This is a genomic window from Pseudomonas sp. NPDC089547 (assembly GCF_050280665.1).
GTDB lineage: Bacteria > Pseudomonadota > Gammaproteobacteria > Pseudomonadales > Pseudomonadaceae > Aquipseudomonas.
The window spans coordinates 1-19,593 of the sequence record NZ_JBNNVS010000044.1 but is presented as its reverse complement, the minus strand read 5'-3'; the positions used below and the strand labels follow the sequence as shown (position 1 = coordinate 19,593).

15 protein-coding genes are annotated in these 19,593 nt (G+C 60.2%); 10 read left to right on the top strand and 5 right to left on the bottom strand.

Going from position 1 to position 19,593, the window contains the following annotated elements:
- Window positions 1-19: 19 nt before the first annotated feature.
- On the bottom strand, window positions 20-838 hold the full coding sequence (locus ACQKPZ_RS22930; protein WP_427542532.1) for a hypothetical protein: 819 nt from the start codon (window positions 836-838) through the stop codon (window positions 20-22).
- A 226-nt stretch (window positions 839-1,064) separates the two neighbouring features.
- Here ACQKPZ_RS22930 and ACQKPZ_RS22925 point away from each other — a divergent pair, with 226 nt between their 5' ends.
- Together ACQKPZ_RS22925 and ACQKPZ_RS22920 are read left to right on the top strand one after the other, a co-directional pair.
- Window positions 1,065-1,865, top strand: coding sequence for a hypothetical protein (locus ACQKPZ_RS22925; RefSeq protein ID WP_427542529.1), 801 nt, complete (start codon window positions 1,065-1,067; stop codon window positions 1,863-1,865).
- Window positions 1,866-2,038: 173 nt separating this feature from the next.
- Complete coding sequence (locus ACQKPZ_RS22920; RefSeq protein WP_427542526.1) at window positions 2,039-2,674, top strand: hypothetical protein; 636 nt, start codon at window positions 2,039-2,041, stop codon at window positions 2,672-2,674.
- Between the two features lie 25 nt (window positions 2,675-2,699).
- On the opposite strand, the gene ACQKPZ_RS22915 is transcribed toward ACQKPZ_RS22920, so the two are convergent.
- On the bottom strand, window positions 2,700-3,149 hold the full coding sequence (locus ACQKPZ_RS22915; RefSeq protein ID WP_427542523.1) for a hypothetical protein: 450 nt from the start codon (window positions 3,147-3,149) through the stop codon (window positions 2,700-2,702).
- 242 nt (window positions 3,150-3,391) lie between these two features.
- Here ACQKPZ_RS22915 and ACQKPZ_RS22910 point away from each other — a divergent pair, with 242 nt between their 5' ends.
- The 7 genes from ACQKPZ_RS22910 (at window position 3,392) to ACQKPZ_RS22880 (ending at window position 13,620) form a co-directional block, all read left to right on the top strand.
- Window positions 3,392-4,669: a bifunctional O-acetylhomoserine aminocarboxypropyltransferase/cysteine synthase gene (locus tag ACQKPZ_RS22910; protein WP_427542520.1), complete on the top strand. Its 1,278-nt coding sequence runs from the start codon at window positions 3,392-3,394 to the stop codon at window positions 4,667-4,669.
- Window positions 4,670-4,733: 64 nt separating this feature from the next.
- Window positions 4,734-5,495 carry a hypothetical protein gene (locus ACQKPZ_RS22905; protein ID WP_427542517.1) on the top strand — a complete coding sequence of 254 codons (762 nt, stop codon included), beginning with the start codon at window positions 4,734-4,736 and terminating at the stop codon, window positions 5,493-5,495.
- A 571-nt stretch (window positions 5,496-6,066) separates the two neighbouring features.
- On the top strand, window positions 6,067-7,767 hold the full coding sequence (locus ACQKPZ_RS22900) for an FAD-dependent monooxygenase (protein WP_427542514.1): 1,701 nt from the start codon (window positions 6,067-6,069) through the stop codon (window positions 7,765-7,767).
- 11 nt (window positions 7,768-7,778) lie between these two features.
- Entirely contained in the window at window positions 7,779-7,961 is a 183-nt protein-coding gene (locus ACQKPZ_RS22895; protein WP_427542511.1) for a DUF2783 domain-containing protein, read from the top strand.
- Between the two features lie 63 nt (window positions 7,962-8,024).
- Window positions 8,025-9,371, top strand: coding sequence for an MFS transporter (locus ACQKPZ_RS22890; protein WP_427542508.1), 1,347 nt, complete (start codon window positions 8,025-8,027; stop codon window positions 9,369-9,371).
- 182 nt (window positions 9,372-9,553) lie between these two features.
- Window positions 9,554-12,805, top strand: coding sequence for a T6SS effector BTH_I2691 family protein (locus ACQKPZ_RS22885; RefSeq protein WP_427542505.1), 3,252 nt, complete (start codon window positions 9,554-9,556; stop codon window positions 12,803-12,805).
- Window positions 12,802-13,620, top strand: coding sequence for a DUF6708 domain-containing protein (locus ACQKPZ_RS22880; RefSeq protein WP_427542502.1), 819 nt, complete (start codon window positions 12,802-12,804; stop codon window positions 13,618-13,620). Before ACQKPZ_RS22885 ends, ACQKPZ_RS22880 begins: the two co-directional genes overlap by 4 nt.
- Before the next feature lie 167 nt (window positions 13,621-13,787).
- Here ACQKPZ_RS22880 and ACQKPZ_RS22875 read toward each other — a convergent pair whose 3' ends face one another.
- From ACQKPZ_RS22875 to glsB, 3 genes are all read right to left on the bottom strand, one after another.
- Window positions 13,788-14,294: a GNAT family N-acetyltransferase gene (locus tag ACQKPZ_RS22875; protein WP_427542499.1), complete on the bottom strand. Its 507-nt coding sequence runs from the start codon at window positions 14,292-14,294 to the stop codon at window positions 13,788-13,790.
- Between the two features lie 141 nt (window positions 14,295-14,435).
- Complete coding sequence (locus ACQKPZ_RS22870) at window positions 14,436-14,894, bottom strand: hypothetical protein (protein ID WP_427542496.1); 459 nt, start codon at window positions 14,892-14,894, stop codon at window positions 14,436-14,438.
- Between the two features lie 211 nt (window positions 14,895-15,105).
- Window positions 15,106-16,014: a glutaminase B gene (gene glsB, locus ACQKPZ_RS22865; RefSeq protein ID WP_427542493.1), complete on the bottom strand. Its 909-nt coding sequence runs from the start codon at window positions 16,012-16,014 to the stop codon at window positions 15,106-15,108.
- A gap of 362 nt (window positions 16,015-16,376) precedes the next feature.
- On the opposite strand from glsB, the gene ACQKPZ_RS22860 reads away from it, so the two are divergent.
- Window positions 16,377-19,388, top strand: coding sequence for an autotransporter domain-containing protein (locus ACQKPZ_RS22860; protein ID WP_427542577.1), 3,012 nt, complete (start codon window positions 16,377-16,379; stop codon window positions 19,386-19,388).
- The last annotated feature ends 205 nt before the right edge of the window (window positions 19,389-19,593 follow it).

Sequence of the window (19,593 nt, the reverse complement as noted above, 5' to 3'; positions counted from 1 at the left end):
TTTGCGGGACGACAAGCCGTCAGCTTGCAGCCGTGTCGCGCTCCTGCAGAAGCCTGCGTGCTTCGCGGGCCAGCCTGTCGAGACGGTCGACCAACTCGACCATCACATCCAGCGTGTCGGCCTCATCGTCTCGCTCATGATCCTTCCGGACTGCAGCAATGCATTCACGCATGGCGGGCGACCAGCGCTCCTGCGCTTCTTCAGCCAAGGCAATAAGGGTGTTGATGCCACGCCGTGCGCCAGAAGTAATGTCCTGGGCCTCCGTCGCAAGAGCCCTGGGTGGTGCCGACCGCGCATCTGGCTCATAGGCACTGTCTTCGGCAGCGGCATCCACCTCTGCCTCATCAGCCGGGCATGCCGCTTTGACCAACGAATCGGTCAGCTCGCGAATGTCATCACTGAGGAATTGCACGGTAGCCAAGTGCGTATTGCGGCGCGGTGCCTGCGGCAGGAAGAACTGCACCTGCTCGCCCTCCCCCAACACCGCATCGCTCCATTCACGCAACGTCTGCCCGTAGCTGAAGCGCGGGTAGTTGACCCGCGGATAGAGGCGTTCAATAACTCCATCGCTGAGCGAGCTTGGGTCAACCATTACCCCGTACTTGTGCAACAGGTCGAGGGTGACTTTGTAGCGCGGGGCCAACAGCTTGCGGTTAATCCCCTGGTGGAACGGCGCGGACAGCTTGCGCATTGCGTCATTCAGGGTGCGGTTATCCAGCACTCCGACGAGCTCACCCAATGTATCAGCGTCACTGGCCCCGTCTGGTTCGATCCAATCGGCCATCAAGGCGCGTGCTTCATCCAGCGCCAGGGTGATCGTTTTCACAGCGTGCGGCATGGGAAATCCCTTTTATCGAAGCGTCCATGCACATTGCCTGGAGCACTGCATGATATCTTTTTGATATTGCGGCGCAGATTGCCAATTTATGCCGGCTTCGGCAAGCGTGCGCGAGCGCTGCGATAGCAGCATTGCCAACGCTGAAGGCCTTTCCTGTCTCGGTGGGCTCAGTGATAGTATTTTGCCGCCGACCAACGCTAGCCCCTTCGACAACTGAGGCAATGGAATGAAATATGGCGCCGATTATGGCTTGGACGAGTATCAGATCGCTGAACGCGACCAACTGATCGAGGACATCAAACAAGGGCTGCGCAATTTCGAGGAAGCCTATGGTCTTGACTTGCCGCTGGCTCGCTTCGAGCGGCCACTTGAGCCGGGCATTCCAAGCAACGTCGTGTATGACGGTCGCCAGCCTGTTTATGATGAGGCTTGGGTCAGAAAAAAACGGGACTATATCTTCAAAGAACTGCTCGACTACCTTGCCAAGCTTATCGTGCGAACTGTTGCCACCATGGGGAGAAATGATGATCGCTTGATCGGTAGCTCCTATGCAGTGGCGCTCAAGCTATGCACTTCTCACCCCGTGAAGCATGAAGTCGGGTTCACACAAGAAGAAGATGGCTTCCGCCTGCGATGCGATACAGGCAAGCTGGGGCTGACGTTCCAAGATATCGTCGGTCGTGTTTGTGATGAGTATGAACAAAAGTACAAAACCTACCGCCTGTGGGATGACCACACGCTGAAACTGCTGGCGCAGTATCTGTTCAGGGGAGCGTGGGATAGCACTGTCTTTCAACAGGGCGCTTTGTGGACTCAACTGAGCAGTGAAGGCGAGCCCGTCGCCCTTGAGCAGTTCATCGAGGCCGTCGATGAGGCGCTACTCAACTTGCCCATGAAGCGATTGACGGAAGCCAGCTTCCCTGACTATTCCGGGGTTGTATTCAGCGCGTACATTCCAGCGGAGAACATGTCGCCAGCGCAGAAGGAGGCGCTTTATCGTCAGTATGTCGACATACTGGCTCGGTGAGCATGGGCTCCACCGGCAAGATCACTTGGTCAGACCGTTGGGACAAGTTCCTCTTGGCGTCTGGTTGAGCCGCCCCCGAAGCCGAAGTGGTTCGCGACCACGGTTATCGACATGGCACCCAAGTAGCTCACTTCAAATTTGCGTCGCAACCACGATCAAGGATGCAACACACCATGAGCACTCTATTCAAAGGTCCGCTCTTCGACTACGTTCTGGTCAATGAGCCGTTGAAGTCAGCCAGTTACTTCACGCACGGATCGAGTACCATGCTCTATCAGGCTGAGAACCGGCTGTATCGTTTGACCCGCGAAGGATGCGGGCACAATTTCATAGCAGAGCAATCAGCAAAACTTAACCCGCACGTTACGAACATTCTGCATGACTACGGCCCAGTCGCACCATCGGACGAAGACGACGATTGCTTCTATTGGCTGGCTGAGGTTGAGGTCCTGCAACCTATCCCTCTTGCCAGCAAGCTCGCAGCAGACATCAGCTTGATCCTGGCGCAACTGATTGAAGACGAAGAGAGCCAACTGCATGGCGAAGCTTTGGTTGAGTTTGGAGAGCGCTGTTCCCAGCTCGCTGATCACCATGACGAGTACTCAGGCATGTTAAAAGCGTGGGAAACGGCCGCACATTTTGCTCATCAACACGAAGCAGCACTTGACGTAAGACTCGACAACATGATGGTCAGGCCATCAACGGGGGAGTTGGTCTTGACTGATCCAATGTGCGATACCTATTTCCCAGTCACGGAAGCCCAAAAACAGAAAATGGCCCATATTTACAGCGGGGCTTCCTGGCAATAGCGGCCAGCAACGAGGCATGCGCAACTCAAAGCTGTTTCTGGGCTAGCCTGAGCTTTTCGGTAATATCTATCGCCTGCGGATGAGCCAGCCCAGTCGCAAATGGAATACGTTTGAATTGCTGCAGCCGAGATAGGCTGATGGCAGCATGATGAGGAAGCAGGAAGCCGCCAACAACCTCAATATCCGGGTCGAACAGGATACCCAGCAGGTAGTCGAAGCCCCCCTCCTTCTTGTCAGAGAGCTCAATGCGAGTCTCATGTCTACCGCTCCGCGGCAAGCATCTGGATCTCACTTCAATTTTACCCAGTTGCGGACACAGGATGTCAAAACCCTTCTCAACACTACTTTTGTTGCGACTTGCACGAAGCGCCCTGGCCGCTAGCAATTCAGCGTAACCGCCAGTATCTCGGATGCCATGGACCTCGAGAGCTTCCCTGTAGCGCAGCATAGTCTTGAGCAGCTGAGTGATTTCCATGAATTGCAGTACCCGTCCCGTCTTCTCAAATGGCATTCAAAGTTGATGCTGATGGGGTTGCCTGACTTCGGTCTTTTTACCCTCTCCTCTGCTCATTGGGCCAGTGATTTCGAGTATCCAATCGGTTTCAACCAGCCAGTGTGCGACGCCACTCAAGGGCATACCACCATGACATCCTTGACCCACGCTCTCCCGCCACCGCATGCTCGAACGCTTCCACCCCACGCTCAAGGAACGACTGCATGAAGCTGGAAACTCTCGCCATCCACGCGGGCTTCAGCCCCGACCCGACCACCCGGGCGGTGGCCGTACCTATCTACCAGACCACCTCCTTCGCCTTCGACGACACCCAGCACGGCGCCGACCTGTTCGACCTGAAAGTGGCGGGCAATATCTACTCGCGCATCATGAACCCCACCAACGATGTGCTCGAAAAACGCATGGCCGCCCTCGAAGGCGGGGTAGGCGCGCTGGCGGTGGCCTCGGGCATGGCGGCCATCACCTACGCCATCCAGACCGTCGCCGAGGCCGGCGACAACATTGTCTCGGTGGCCAAGTTGTACGGCGGCACCTACAACCTGCTGGCCCACACCCTGCCGCGCATGGGCATCCGTACCTGTTTCGCCGCCCATGACGACATCGCTGCTCTAGAAGCGCTGATTGATGAACGCACCAAGGCAGTGTTCTGCGAGTCCATCGGCAACCCCGCCGGCAACATCGTCGATATCGCCGCACTGGCCAAGGCCGCCCACCGCCACGGTGTGCCGCTGATCGTCGACAACACCGTGGCCACCCCGGTACTGTGCCGGCCGTTCGAGCACGGCGCCGATATCGTCGTGCATTCGCTGACCAAGTACATCGGCGGCCATGGCACCAGCATCGGCGGCATCGTCATCGACTCCGGCAGGTTCCCCTGGGCCGACAACAAAGAACGCTTCGCCCTCCTCAACACCCCCGACCCGTCTTACCACGGTGTCACCTATACCGAAGCCTTCGGACCTGCCGCATTCATCGGCCGCTGCCGCGTGGTGCCGTTGCGCAACACCGGCGCCGCGCTGTCGCCGTTCAATGCCTTCCTGATCCTGCAAGGCTTGGAAACGTTGGCCCTGCGCATGGAGCGTCACACCGAGAATGCGCTGAAGGTCGCCCACTACCTGCAAACCCACGAACAGGTTGCCTGGGTGAAATACGCTGGGTTACCCGACCACCCCGAGCATGAACTGGCCCAGCGCTACACCGGCGGCAAGCCGGCGTCGATCCTGTCATTCGGCATCAAGGGCGGCCAAGCGGCCGGCGCACGCTTCATTGATGCGTTACAGCTGGTGGTGCGCCTGGTGAACATTGGCGACGCCAAGTCGCTGGCCTGCCACCCCGCCTCCACCACCCACCGCCAGCTCAACGACGAGGAGCTGGAGAAGGCCGGCGTGCCACGGGACATGGTGCGCCTGTCTATCGGCATCGAGCACAGCGACGACATCATCGCCGACCTGGCCCAGGCCTTGGAGGCCAGCCGCGGTTGATTCACCCGCGCCCCACCCAATACCGGCGGCGGGCGCACCTTCTGCAAACCTGGATAGCCCCGCAATGACCCTGCTCTACCTGAAACTGATCGTCACGCCCCTGCTGATGTGGGCAATCTCCCTCGCCTCGCGACGCTGGGGCGGCCTGCTCGGTGGGCTGCTGTCGGGCCTGCCGATCACTTCGGCGCTGGTCATGACCTTCCTGTGCCTGGAACAGGGCACGGCCTTCGCCATGGGCGCGGTACCCGGTGCGTTGGGCGGCTTGGCGGCGGTGCAGGCCACCTACACCTTCTACCTGTTCGCCACGCGCAGGCTCGGCGTCGCCGCGGCCGTGCTGCTGGCGTTGCTGTTCTATGGCCTGGCCGCCTACGCATTCACCCACTGGGGCAGCCTGTACCTGTCGATTGCCGTGGCGCTGGTACTGATTGGCGTGTTGATACGCGCCAGCGGCCGCGAGCCGAAACCCGATACCCTGGCCCGCCCCCGGCACTTCTGGGAGATCCCCCTGCGCATGGTCTCGGCCACTTCCCTGCTGATGATCACCACCAGCCTGGCAAGCTGGCTGGGCCCGGCAACCAGCGGGATGCTGGCACCGATCCCGGTGATTGCCTGGCCGCTGGTGGTGTTCGCCCATGTGCAAGGCGGGCGGGCCGGGATGGCGGCGATGGTGCGCGGCAATGCGATTGGTGCGGTGGGGGTGATTGCGTTTTATCTGGTGCTGGCGGGGATGCTCGAAGCGCTGGGCGTTGGCGTTACCATCAGTGTGGCCATGGTCTGCGCTGTGGTATTGACTGTCGGGCTGGCCACTGTGTTGCGCCAGCGTTGATGCAACACATGGGCTGCTGCGCTGCCCAGAGCCTGATGGTTTTTGCCAATGGCATCAGGGTTGCCAGGTGCTCGCCTCGGCATCTTCAGCGCCTGTGAGATCGAGCGCCGCCCGTGCGGCGCATCGCGAGCAAGCTCGCTCCTACATTTGTTTCGGGCCAATCATGCCTGTGGGATATGCGCGCGAACGCTTTGGCGGATGGCTCGATATAGCGTCGAGCGAACAAACGGTCGCGCGCGCATGGCACAGGCGTTACTGGCCCGAAACAAATGTAGGAGCGAGCTTGCTCGCGATGCGCCGCGCGGGCGGCGCTCGATCTCACAGGCGCTGCATATCTTGTGACCAACACCTGTCAGCCCTGATGCGATCTCTGTGCGCGCGTGTCGAGGCGTCGAACCGCCGCGAACACCGGCGCAGCCGGTGCCATGCGCCGTGCAGGATGCTTCGCGCGGCCGTACAAACTGCCTTGACGGTAACGCACTTGTCCCCTCCAGGGGACATCGCCCGCCGCCGCCTCAAGTACAGTCTTTCGCACACCTGAATACCTACAAGAATATGGATGTGCACCGCCATGCATCAGCCCCACAGCGAGCCGCGCCGCTCCCTCTATTTCAACTACCAGGTCTACCCTGCCCACACCGCCAGTGTCGGCGCTACCCACCCGGCCCGCAAACCCGTCGTGGTGGTAGGCGCCGGCCCGATCGGCCTGACCACCGCCCTGGACCTCGCCCGGCATGGCATCGCCTGCGTGGTGCTGGCTGCGGAGCGGCAAGTGAGCGAAGGCAGCCGGGCCATTGTGTTCACCCGCCGCTCAATGGAGATTTTGCAGCAGGTGGGTGTCGCCGACCGGGTCTGTGAGCTGGGCCTGCCGTGGCGCTGTGGCAATTCGTACTACCGCAACCAGCTGGTGTTCCGCATGGAAAACCCGCACGACCCGGACGACCGCTACGCCCCCATGACCAACCTGCAACAGCCCTGCCTGGAGCAGTTTCTGGTCGAGGCCGCCGAGGCCAACCCGTTGGTGGAAGTGCGCTGGGGCAACCGCGTGACCGGTGTGCTGCAACATGACGACTTTGCCCGGCTGAGTATTGATACCCCCGCCGGCAGTTATGAGCTTGACGCCGACTGGGTGATCGCCGCTGACGGCGCCCGCTCGACACTGCGCACGCTGCTGGACCTCAAGCTTGAGGGTACCGCCTACGAAGGCCGCTTCGTGATCGCCGACATCAAGATAGACCTGGGCCTGCCTACCGAGCGCCTGGCCTACTTCGACCCGGCCTGGAACCCGGGCAACACCGTACTGATGCACCGCGAGCCTGGCGACATCTGGCGCATCGACTATCAACTGCCCGAAAACGAAACCCCGGAACAGGCGCTGCAACCGGAATCACTGCGCGAACGCATCAACGCCCAGTTGCACATGCTGGGGGTGGAAAACCCTGAGTGGGAAATGGACTGGAGTTCGGTCTACTCCGCCCGCGCCCTGACCCTGCCTGATTACCTGCACAAGCGCGTGGTGTTTGTAGGGGACGCGGCACACCTGTTGCCGATTTTCGGCGTGCGCGGCGCCAACACAGGGTTCCAGGATTGCCACGACCTGGTCTGGAAACTGGCCCTCACTGTCAAAGGCCTGGCGGGCCCCAAGTTGCTACCGTCGTACTCCAGCGAACGCGTCGGTGCCGCACGCGAAATCATCAGCGAAGCCGGCAAGAGCACCCGGTTCATGGCGCCCCCGACTGCGGGCTACCGCCTGGTGCGCGATGCCGTGTTGTCGTTGTCACTGACCCAAGCGTTCGTCCGCCCGCTGTACCACTGGCGCACTTCGCGGCCACACGACTACGCCGATTCGGTACTCAACTGCGCGGCTGACGACAACGCGCGTTTCACTGCCGGGCCGCGCAATGGCGCCCCGCTGCTGAACATTCGACTGGCCGAAAACGACTACCTGTTCGACCACCTGGGTGCCAGCTTCTACCTGCTCTACTTCACCGACAGTGACTGCATCCCGAGCGACGTGCTCGAGCAGGCAAATGCAATCCGCAGCAGCGGTGTGCCGTTGCAGATCATTGCGATAGCGCAACACGCCCAGCCTGCCATCACCGGTGCCGACCAACTGATCGACGACGCCACCGGCCGTATCGCCAGCCGCTATGGCATCACCGGCGCGGGTGCTTATTTGGTGCGCCCAGACCAACACATCTGCGCCCGCTGGCTACAGCTGTGTGCCACACAACTGCGCACCGCCGTCGACACCACCCTGGGCAAGCACTGAGAGGAACCGCCATGCACACCCTTACCGCAACAGACCTGGAACTGGTTTACGACGTATTGGCAGATGCCCTGGACCAGGCCACACCGGCCAAGGCCGAACTGTTCCTGACCAAACTGGCACTGCTCAGCGCCCAGGCCCTGGGCGATGCCCAGGCCTTCACCCAGCTTACCCAGTCGGCGCTGCAAGACCTGTAGCGCCTGCCATCGCCAAAGCACCGCAGCCGGTGCCGCTCAAACCAATAATAATCAGGCGCCCCCATGCATCAGCACACTGCCCCGCTTGCCACGATAACCACTACCAGCAGCCCCCGACACGCCGTGATGCGCAAAGTCTCCAGGCGCCTGCTCGGCTTCCTGTTCCTGTGCTTTGTGCTGTCGTTTCTCGACCGCATCAACATCGGCTTTGCCGGCCTGACCATGATGGGCGACCTGGGCCTGAGCAGCACCCAGTTCGGCCTGGCCACCACACTGTTCTACATCGCCTATATCGCCTGCGGCATCCCCAGCAACATGGCCCTGGCCAGGGTTGGCGCACGCAGATGGATTGGCAGCCTGATGATCGCCTGGGGGCTGGCCTCGACAGCGACATTGTTCGCGACCGATGCCGCCAGCCTTTACCTGCTGCGGATACTGGTCGGCATCACCGAAGCCGGCTTCTTGCCCGGGGTGTTGCTGTACCTCACATTCTGGTTCCCGGCGGCCTACCGGGCACGCGCCAATGCCCTGTTCATGATCGCGATGCCCTTTACCGCGGGCTTCGGCTCGGCGCTCTCGGGGCTGATACTGAGCCTGGACGGGCTGTGGGGCTTGCACGGCTGGCAGTGGCTGTTCCTGCTTGAAGGCATGCCTTCAGTGATCATGGGCTTTGTGGTGTTCGGTTACCTGAACGACACACCGCACCAGGCCCACTGGCTGAGTGCCGAAGACAAACACCACTTGCAGCAGGCCCTGGCCGCCGATCACCCACCTTCAACCCGCCCTGCAACTGATGAACCCGCCAGCCTGCTGCGCGAAATGCTTTCGCCCACCGTACTGATGTTCAGCCTGGTGTACTTCTGCCTGGTGAACACACTGGCGATGATTGCCGTATGGACGCCGCTGATCATAAAGAGCATCAGCGCCGCCGACAGCAGCAACAGCACCATCGGCTTTCTGGCGATGATTCCGCAGGTGTGCACCATCATCGGCATGCTGCTGTGGGGGTTGCATTCCGACCGCAGCCAGGAGCGCAAATGGCACCTGGTACTGCCCATGCTGATGGCTGCTGCGGGCTGGATGTTTACCGCTTACGCGGGTAACCCGCTGGTGCAACTGTGCGGTATCTGCATGGCAGCCACCGGGTCTTACACGGCCATGTCGATTTTCTGGACCACGCCGGACCAGGCATTGACGTTCAAGGCGCGGGCCATTGGCATTGCGGTGATCAACGCGTTCGGCAACATCGGCTCGGCGCTGAACCCGCTGGTGGTTGGCTGGCTGAAGGACCTGACCCACAGCTTCACCGCCGGGATTGTGTATGCCACGGTGCTGCTGGTGGTTGGCGCGCTGCTGACCTTTCTGCTGCCCCTGCCCACATCGACTTCAAAGCCTGCACACACCCTGTAGGAGCGGACTTGCCCGCGATCACCGGCAAAGCCGGTGCCATCCACAACGCTGTATTGCCATCACACAAAGGCTCATTCACAGACGTTTCCTACAAAGTTTTAGGACGCCCCATGAACCTCCGGCAAGCGATTCCTCGTTAGTGTTCAGGGACCATCACGTTCCCTTTCCAAGCGAGGTCGCTTTTGACAATCAGTCAACGTATCGCCATTGCGCTTGCCGAAGCTGCGCTGCCGCACGACCAGTGCATGGCCTGCGAACGCCAAGAGTTGCCCATCCTGCCCCTGCGCCGCGCCCTGGTGCCAGACACCCGACCGCAGTGCCTCAGCACCGTGGCCGGCAGCCTGCATATCTCGGCCAAGCTGGGCGTGCGCACCTTGCGCATGGGGTATCTGTATGTGCTGCTTGACCAGCAGGTCTGGCATGCCTACGAAGTCAGCGAGCAGGGCCACCTGCGCCGCTTCAATCCCTACGAGCCGTCAGATGGCCTGCCTGCATCACTGCCCGAAAAGTGTACGAATGAAAACCACGACATTCCCTCGTCCTTCCTGAACATCGACACCGACCGCTATGGCAGCGCCTGGCTGGCCTTCTCCAGCGACCCTTGGCCGGTGAGTGTGCTGAATGCCTACAAGAAGGGCCAGGCGCCTGCGCACCGCTTTGAAGGGGTGGACTTGACCCAGGCACGCAACAATCCTGAGTTGGCAGGCATCGCCATGACGCCTGACAATCTGCAGGTCGACAAGGAAGTGTTCGAGTACGCGCAGCGCGGGTGTTCGCCGTTCGACAGCGTGCATGGCTTTCACACGCGCTGGCTGCGCCGGTTTGCCCTGAAGGGGTACCTGGTCAACGCGATCAACCGGCACAAGCTGGAGAATGGCGTGCTGGCGGTGGTGCTCGATGACACCGTTGGTTTGATTCAGGAGTTCAACCACCAGCGTTTGAACTGGGTGGTGAAGCGCCAGGTCTGGCGGGAAGACCCTATGCGGGCCTATCAGTTACAGACCTCACAGATCCTCCAGGTCATTCGCGCCACGCACCGGGAGTGGGCGGCGCAGAGGGTGCCGTCGCTGGAGCCCATGACCGGTGACGGGCCTCCGGTGTTCACCGATCCGGCGGTGGAGCGCCAGTGGTTGGTAGAGCGGGCGCAATTGGAGAGTGATGAGCGGCTGGAGGAACGTTACGACGAACCGAAACGGGCAGCGTTCCAGGCCGAATACGACCAACAGGAAGCCGAGTTTCAGGGTTACATCGACAGGAACGCCCGCGCGTATGCTGCGATGTTCGATACGCCCATGTTCAAGGTGGCCGAGCAGTACGACTATGACGGCGATCATCGAGAGTCTGGCGTGGCGTATGCCAAGACCATGGCGCTGTGCCTGGGCGGCGGTATCACCGAAGCCGTGGCACCGGATGCGGCTCCCCCAGCCGGCACCAGCGAAACGCTCTGGCTGAAATGGCTGCAAGACCCCGATAGCCCCCCTTATCGCGCGTTGCTGATGCGCGACCGTGCGTTGCTGGCTGGGCTACTCCCCAGCTTCTCCGCTGCCGACGCGATCAACTGGAACGACAGCGACAAACTCTACGGCATGCTGAGCAAGATCATCGCCAGCGACGACACCGGTTTGCGCATGCGCAACACGCTCAAGCAGGCCATCGCTGAAACCCAGGGCGCCCTCAATGCCGCCAGCCAGCGCTTGGCACCCCGCTTGCCGTCAGGCATTCAGAACGCTGTGCGGCACCTGAACAGCGCGACGCAGTTTCTCTACAACGGCGTACACCTGATCGAGCTGGAAGTGAAGATGAAGCTGGGCGAGTACTACGCCCTGCAAAGTGCGCACTTGCGCGAGTTGCAACACAAGGCCAATGCCTCGATTGCCGAGGCGCGGGACCGGATGCATCGCAACATTGATGACATCGACATCCATTCAACCAAGGTGTGGAACAAGGTACGGCCGATCATGCAGCACGGGCTGATGAGCCTGGCCGTGCTCGACCCGGGGTTTGCCCACACCATGATCAGTGTGACGGTGTGGGTGGAGGGTACGGCTGAAGAGGTGCGTGGTCGGTTGCTTGAGGAAGCCAACATGAAGGTGACCCAGGCGAGCAGCGCGGCACAGATTGCCTTGGTGGATATCTCGGTGGCGGCGGGGACGCTGGAGGCGAATGCGCGCAAGGTGTTGCAGGGCATGCGCATTACTTCGCAGCAGGCGGCGCAGTTGGTGCGGACCGGTTTTAGCGGATTGCGAGGTGTAGCTGGGAGCTGGGAAGTACTGCTCGCGATGGGAGGGCTTTACTTACAAAGCGACAGTTTGAGCAAAAACCAGGCGAAAGCTGAAGCGGAATTCGGGCCCAAAGCCAAGGAAGCCGTGATGGCCTTGGCAGGTGCAAGAATGGGCATCTTGGGCGGTAGCGTTGAAGCACTTGGATTGATTTTAAGATCAGGGGCTTCCGAACTCCAGCGCATACGGAGGCTATCTTTTGCTGCTGAACATAAAATGACCAATCTGATTATGACTGGGCAGGTGATAGCTAGAGTTGGCGCTGTTATCAATGCAGGAGCTGGCATTTTCGATGCATTGCAGGCGATAAGCGCTGAAAGGCGCACAACCGCAGGTGGCGATCACAGAGCAGCACGACTCTATAAATTCGCCTCATATCTATTTGGTTTCGGGGTAATTGCTGCCGTGGCTGCAGTGTTCAAACCATTAGTGCTGGGTGTTTTAGGCATCGCCCTGGTGTCAGGTTTAGGGGCATATACGTTAACCAAGTGGGCGGAAGAGAAAGAGTCGTCACCGCTGGATCGATGGGTAAGGCGGTGCTACTTCGGCAAGGCTAACGAAACTCCAATTATCCACTGGAACGCACCGGAATTTGCAGACATGGCCTCAGCTGAGCTTAATACAGCTGTACTGGGAATCACTGCAAGCGTTAAGTTCGAAACTGATCTGCTTGGAACTGTATCTAACGCCAAGACAAGGAGCCTTTTTGGATCAACTGTCAAGCAACGCTTGAAATATCTGATTAGCATTCCGCATTTCGACAATGAAAAATCCGGGCTGTATTGGGAACTGAAGGTCCACCGTCATGGCGACAGTCTCCTCAAGGATCAAGTCGAGGGCGAAGTGATTATTGGCAGCGCCTTGACACTACCCGCAGCCATTAAAGAAGAAATGACGAGCCCTCCGCCCCAGCGATACAAACCACCTAAAAACCCAGATTACGAAACTAGCAGTATCGAGCAGAATGAAATTGATCGCACAATCACTACAACTGAAGGCAAAATAAGCATCAAACAGCATTTTGGCGGCCTCGAATTAGTTCCATATATCGACAACCCTACTATTATTGCCGCAACGCTGTCTTTGAAATTTTGGCCCGACCGAAACACGCCGGAAGTGCACGCAGAGATCATTTCTACTGAGTTTAATGAATGACAGAAAAAAGAAAGATATTACCTAGTCGAGAAACTGGCTGGAAGTATGATCTACCTCCGTACGACGCAAGGCCTATGCCGCGAGAGGTCACCTCTGCCTATGGCTTTAAGATCAATCGCGCCGAGCGTATTTTCATTGAAATACCTCGATCTTCGGTCAGCGTGCGGGGGATTTCATTTTTCGGCGGCCTAATACTTTTAGCTTATATAGTGAACGTCCTCGTACCCGACCTTTTCGGGTCTATTGCTCATGATTGGCGATCGGGGCTTGATATCACGATAGTAGGTTTCGTGATTTTAATTTCTTCGATCTGGGCCTTTTATCCGCTATTTCGTTTGGACCTACGACTCCCCCGTGACGAACCCATACGCTTCAATAGAGCACGCCAAAAAGTTTACTTCTATCAATACCGTTTTGATCGCCTGTACCCCTTCGGCAGCAAAGGCTGGGGGGTGAAGCCGGTGGCCTATGACTGGGCCGACCTCACCGCCGAGGTCTACAAGGTATACGCCCCCATGGGCTACGGCGGGCTTATTGAAAATGTGATGATCTCGGTTCGTAAACCAGGCACCGACGAAGTCATCGATCGCCTGTTTCTGTGTGACAACATAGAACAAGGCAAGCAGTATTGGGCACTGGCGCGGTTGTACATGCAAAGTGGCTATGACGCGATCCCTGATGCGATGCGCCCTGTTCAGGGTCAGAAGGCTGGTAATGGCCTGAACCCCATGAACTACCTTGCACCCAAGGTCCAGTGGCCAACTGAGATCGACATTGAGTCTCGCAGTGCGCCGGCAATTGACGAGGTCTTCTGAAGTGCTGGACGTTGGCTGCAACCATGCTGCGCTGGATGGCACCGGCTACGCCGGTGTTCGCGGGCTCGCCCGCTCCCACAGATAGTGTGTTCGCCCTCGGCATTACGCTATCCCTGTGGGAGCGGGTTTACCCGCGAAGAGGCCGGTACCGGCAGCAGGGATCTGTCTCAATGTGCGCCCAGATTCAACTCCATCGGTTGCGACATCAACGCCGAACCCTCGCGCAAAGGCTCGGGTAAGCCGACGTCGTGGAAACCACTCGCCCTGTACAAGTGCATCGCTGGGCTTTCTGCAATCGTCACGCCCAAACGAACACGCTGCGCCCCCCGGCCTGAAGCCCAAGTGATTGCATGCTCGAGCAAGGCCCGCCCTACTCCGCAGCCGCGTGCATCAGGCGCTACCCACATCTGGAAAAGCTCGACCACGTCCACTTCAATGCCCGACGACTTGCACCACACCAGGCCGCAAACCTCATTGTGCTGCGACGCAAAGAATGCTTGGGCACTGCTGGACGAAACCATGGCTGAGACGCGGGCCTGCCACTCGCCCTCTTCCCTGGTTGACTCATGCTCATAGGTACTTGCGAAGGCATCCTCCGACTCACGCAGGGCCCTGAGCCGTATCTCCCTGTAAGCTCGCCAATCACTTTCTATTACAGAATGAACAATCGCCATGGCACTTCCATTTGCGTTGTCTCAGCGAGAGACTAAAAACATTAGCCTACCAAACCTGCGAAGAAAATGGAGCAATCTCTCGAGAGCCCTTGCCGGGCGCGCAAAAATCGTAATGTTAATGCTCAAACCTACGCGACCAGACTACAAGCCTACGGAGACGCTAAAATTATCACCTCCCAAGTGCCGAACGTTGACCTGATTGCTGACATCTCGACCATCATCCGTTACAAATTTGTAATGGGACAATAGGAAGTCTTCACGATGAACAATGCCTTCATTACGCTGTTTTCCGCCCCAAGCGATCATCAGCCCGCCGCTAATTGAAACTAGCCCAGGGTTCAATTGTATGTGCTGGATCAGGGTAAGGCCTGAGAACCGGTCATAATAAATAACCTCAGGACCGAATAAGGCGATACCCATACCCAGCGCCGCAACTACAGAACCAATAAATATGAGCAACCTACCATAAAACACTTGATCCCCAGCTCGCCCCTCAAGATGATACGCGTAAGCCTCGGAAAAACCGGGGACATTGTAGCTCTGCTCAGCCAGCTTCAAATCCACCTGCCCTATCAGGCACTCTTCCGTCCTCCTTTGCATGGTCATCTCCCCGAAAAGATTCCATACTAAGCGATCAATGCTAGCTAAAGTGCAGCTCGATCCAACTTCAGAAATGCCCTACGGCCAAAGTTAACACATCCTAAATCGTTATATTTGTAACGCTGAAGACCTCTGTCAAACATTCTCTTATTCTATGCACAGTCGCCTTGTGACGGCGATTCAGCGCCTACCGGCAGGCCCCTCCCGCGATTCAAAACACCGACCAGCCAATCCGCGAGCTCAGCAACTCCAGCGCCGCCATCCCGGCCAGGGAGTTGCCCGCCGCATTCAGCTCCGGCGACCACACACAAACAGTAAACTGCCCCGGCACGATCGCCACAATCCCCCCACCCACACCACTCTTGCCAGGCAACCCCACCCGGTAGGCGAAATTACCGGCTTCGTCATACAGCCCGCTGGTGGCCATGATCGAGTTCACCTGCTGGGCCTGGCGACGGGTAAGAATCTGCTCCTCGCTGTGCTTGCAGAACCCATCGTTGGCCAAAAAGCAGAACGCCCGGGCCAGGTCCAGGCAGTTCATTTGCAGCGCGCAGTAACTGAAGTAACTGCGCAACACCTGCTCGACCTCGTTATGGAAGTTGCCAAAGGACTGCATCAGGTAAGCCATGGCCGCGTTGCGCGCGCGAAACTGGTACTCCGAATCCGCGACGCGGGCATCCATCGAGATGTGCGGGTTGCCCGACAGCCGCCGTACGAAATCGCGCATCGACAACGTGGGTGCAGCGAAGCGCGACTGGTTGATATCGCAGATTACCAACGCCCCCGCATTGATAAACGGATTGCGCGGGCGCCCGCGCTCGAACTCCAGCTGTACCAGCGAATTGAACGGCTGGCCTGAGGGCTCATGGCCAAGCCGCTGCCAAATGGCTTCACCCGAGTGGCCGATCGCCTGCACCAGGCTGAACACCTTGGAAATACTCTGCACCGAAAACGGCACTAACGCGTCGCCTGCGCAGTAATGGCTGCCATCGTTGCTGTACACCGCAATACCCAACTGCTGCGCCGGCACATCGGCCAGCGCCGGGATGTAGTCCGCCACTTTGCCCTTGCCGATCAAGGGACGTACTTCTTCAAGAATCTCGTTCAACAGCGTTTGCATGAAAGGCCCTGGCTCAATAACCCCAGGCGACGGCAAGGGGTCGCATTCTTGACGAAAACCGAGCGGCAGAGATCACACATTCAGCAACAAATGCGCTTGCGCCTGGCAGCCCACAGTGTGCGCAACATCACGTTCCGGCAATGGTTAGCACATTCGTACTATTTGCGATCCGGTGAGCACTGCCGATACTCCCTGCCTTCATCCGTTGCACCTGAGGACCGCCAACGCCCCATGCGCTGGCCGCCACTTGCGTGGCCTTTAATGGACTATCCGGAGTCGCCATGAAGCCCCTGTTCAGCCTATCCCCGCTCACGTTCGCCATCACCCTTGCCATGCTGCCGACCGCCCACGCTGCGGATTACATCCTAGACAGCGGCGAGGACACCTTCAGCAGCGACCGCGCCTACGATGGCACGGTGTCACTGCGCCCCGGCAACGGCGTGCCCGCCAGCCTTACCATCAACAATGGCGCCGAACTCACCAGCAAAGGTGGGCGCATTGGTGGCTCATCCACCAACGATGAAGCCAGCGCGGCAATGGCAACTGTCACGGTCCAGGGCCCCGGCGCCCGCTGGGTGGTGCCGCGCACCACGGCCGTGCTCGGTAACACCATCGTCATCGGCGGCGCCGGCCAGGGCACGCTGAACGTGCTCGATGGCGGGCAAGTGTTAGTGCGCGACCTGCAACTGAGCGACAACGGCAATGCCGGCAATGCCCTGTCCCGGGCCAACCTGGTGGTCAGCGGTGCAGGCTCGAAGGTGGATGCCGTTGAGGTGACGTCCGGTGGCGTATTCCTGTATGACTCGCGCATCACCCTGAAGGACGGCGGGCAGCTTGCCAGCGAACGTGTGGCCATCAACTCGATCAGCGAGCTGTCCGGCGCCAACACGCGCTGGGACAACACCGGCACCTTCCGCAACCGTAACGACCTTAGCCTGAGCGATGGCGCGGTGCTGACCAGCGACTCGATGACGCTGGGCTCGGCCAACCTCAGCCGCAACACCGTGGTGAGCGTGACCGGTGAAGGCACACGCCTGGCCACGCGCGCACTGACCCTGGGCACCACCACCTCCAGCACCGTCCTGGTGCTGGCCAACGGCGCCGAGCTGAGCAGCACCGATGGCATCGACATCAGCGAACTGACCAGTATCAACTCGGCCGCACGCGGCACCCTCAGCATCGGTGGCGCAGTGGTGAGGGACGATAGCCGCACCGATATCGATGCCATTACCGCCAGCGCTGCACAAGCCGCCGGCCGCCTGGACCCACAAACGGCGATCCGCTTTGGCGCTGGCAGCGGTGCGCTGGCGTTCAACCACACCGACAGCGACCTGCAACTGAGCAACAGCATCAGCGGTGCTGGCCGGGTGTATGCCTTCAGCGGCAATACCACCCTGAGCGGCGACCTGACCGGGATGTCTGGCAGCACGGTGGTGCGCGGCGGGCGCCTGGTGCTGGCAGGCGATGTCGACCAGACCAACCCGCGCGGCACCTCGCTGCTGAGCATCGGCAACGGCACCCTGGTGGTCAACGGCACCGTGGGCCATACCGACACTGCCGGCAATTACAGCAACCGTGCCCAGGTGCTGGATGGCGGTGTGCTGGCCGGTGTCGGCCAGGTCGGCAGCACCCAGGTTGCCTCGGGCGGTACCCTGTCGCCCGGTGAAGGCGCGCTGGGCACCCTGTCGATCAATGGTGACCTGGAGATGGCGGCCGGCTCGCGTTACGCCGCCGATATCGCCGGTGATGGCGGGTCGGACCGGGTCAACGTGAGCGGCACCGCGACCCTGCGCGGCACCCGGGTCGATGTCACCACGCTCAACGACGCGCAAAGCTACCAGACCGGGCAAACCTACACCCTGCTGGCCGCCCAGGGCGGCGTGGTGGACGGTGCTGCCGCTGGTACTGCCTATGCAGAGGCATTCACCAACTCGGCGTTCCTCAACGTGAGCTTGCAGCGCACGGCCAATGAACTGAACCTGACCATCGCGCAGAAAACCACTACGCCCGAGCCACCGGTTGAACCACCTGTTGAACCGCCGGTTGAGCCACCGGTTGAGCCGCCTGTTGAGCCCCCGGTGCAGCCCCCGGTCGAGCCGCCTGTTGAGCCCCCGGTGCAACCCCCGGTCGAGCCACCTGTTGAGCCACCGGTACAGCCCCCGGTCGAGCCGCCTGTGCAGCCCCCGGTACAACCACCGGTACAACCACCGGTCCAGCCGCCAGAAACAGGCGGGCCTGGCACCCCCGGCATCTTCCAGACCGTGGCGGTTACCGAAAACCAGTGGAATACCGCAGGCGCACTGAGCGAACTGGAACAGAGCGGCGACCCGCTGCGCCTGTACAACAACCTGCTGGTACTGGATGCCGATAGCGCACGCGATGCCATCGACCAGCTCGCCGGCGACTACCACGCCAGCACCGGCACCGCGCTGATCGCCAACAGCCAAGTGGTCTCCGGCGTGCTGGGCACCCGCCTGCGCAGCCTGTTCGACAGCACCACCGTGCGCATGCCGCTGGGTGCGTCGAACCTCATGCCCACCACCCCGGAAGCGCAAGGCGGCGCCTGGGCGCAAGTGTTCGGCAACTGGTCGAAACTGGACGGCAACAACGGCGCCAGCGGCCTGCGCCAAAGAACCGGTGGTGTGCTGATAGGTGCCGATGGCAGCATCAACCCGGACTGGCGCGCCGGGGTGTACGGCGGCTACAGCCGCACCAAGTTCGATGCCGACGACCGCGATGCCAAAGGCCACAGCGACAACTACCACCTGGGCCTGTACACCGGCGCCCAGCTGGATGCCCTGCGCCTGAGCGCAGATGTTGGCTACACCTGGCACAAGCTGGACAGCAAACGCAACGTGGCCTTTGCCGGGTTCAACGACCACCTGAAGGGCAAGCGCGACGCCAACACGTTGCAGGCCAGTGGTGAAGCGGCTTACCGCATCGGCCTGGGCGCGGTGGCGCTGGAGCCGTTCGTGGGCGTGTCGTACGTGAAGTACGACGCTGACAGCTTCCGGGAAAAAGGCGGTGCCGCGGCCCTGAGCGTGTCCAGTGAAAAGCAGGACACCTGGTTCTCGACCGTGGGCATGCGCGCCTCCACCCAAACCCGCGTAGCCGACCATGCCACCGAGCTATACGGCTCCCTGGGCTGGCGCCGCGCCTACGGTGACCTGGACCCGCGCAGCACCCAGGCCTTTGCCGGTGGCCCGGACTTTGCGGTGCAGGGCATTGCCCAAACGCGCAACGTGGCCATGACCGAAGTGGGCGCGAAAGTGCAACTGAACCGCCAGACCGAGGTGGGGCTGTCGTATCAGGGGCAGTTTGGTTCGGATGCCCGGTTCCACTCGGTGAATGCGGGGGTAACGGTTCGGTTCTAAGCTGCGGTATGGCACCAGCTACGCCGTTGTTCGCGGGTAAACCGGACCGCCGCTCCCACAGGCATCGTGTTAACTCAAAGCCAGCACAGTCACTGTGGGAGCGGGCGAGCCCGCGAAACAGGCAACGCAGTGGATGGCACCGGCTTTGCCGGTGTTCGCGGGCTCGCCCGCTCCCCCAGAGATTTAGCGAGCTTGGTAATATTTA

Bases quoted from the DNA above. Each gene is read 5' to 3' on its own strand.
- ACQKPZ_RS22930 (WP_427542532.1), bottom strand. From the start codon at position 838: ATGCCGCACGCTGTGAAAACGATCACCCTGGCGCTGGATGAAGCACGC.
- ACQKPZ_RS22925 (WP_427542529.1), top strand. From the start codon at position 1,065: ATGAAATATGGCGCCGATTATGGCTTGGACGAGTATCAGATCGCTGAA.
- ACQKPZ_RS22920 (WP_427542526.1), top strand. From the start codon at position 2,039: ATGAGCACTCTATTCAAAGGTCCGCTCTTCGACTACGTTCTGGTCAAT.
- ACQKPZ_RS22915 (WP_427542523.1), bottom strand. From the start codon at position 3,149: ATGGAAATCACTCAGCTGCTCAAGACTATGCTGCGCTACAGGGAAGCT.
- ACQKPZ_RS22910 (WP_427542520.1), top strand. From the start codon at position 3,392: ATGAAGCTGGAAACTCTCGCCATCCACGCGGGCTTCAGCCCCGACCCG.
- ACQKPZ_RS22905 (WP_427542517.1), top strand. From the start codon at position 4,734: ATGACCCTGCTCTACCTGAAACTGATCGTCACGCCCCTGCTGATGTGG.
- ACQKPZ_RS22900 (WP_427542514.1), top strand. From the start codon at position 6,067: ATGCATCAGCCCCACAGCGAGCCGCGCCGCTCCCTCTATTTCAACTAC.
- ACQKPZ_RS22895 (WP_427542511.1), top strand. From the start codon at position 7,779: ATGCACACCCTTACCGCAACAGACCTGGAACTGGTTTACGACGTATTG.
- ACQKPZ_RS22890 (WP_427542508.1), top strand. From the start codon at position 8,025: ATGCATCAGCACACTGCCCCGCTTGCCACGATAACCACTACCAGCAGC.
- ACQKPZ_RS22880 (WP_427542502.1), top strand. From the start codon at position 12,802: ATGACAGAAAAAAGAAAGATATTACCTAGTCGAGAAACTGGCTGGAAG.
- ACQKPZ_RS22875 (WP_427542499.1), bottom strand. From the start codon at position 14,294: ATGGCGATTGTTCATTCTGTAATAGAAAGTGATTGGCGAGCTTACAGG.
- ACQKPZ_RS22870 (WP_427542496.1), bottom strand. From the start codon at position 14,894: ATGCAAAGGAGGACGGAAGAGTGCCTGATAGGGCAGGTGGATTTGAAG.
- glsB (WP_427542493.1), bottom strand. From the start codon at position 16,014: ATGCAAACGCTGTTGAACGAGATTCTTGAAGAAGTACGTCCCTTGATC.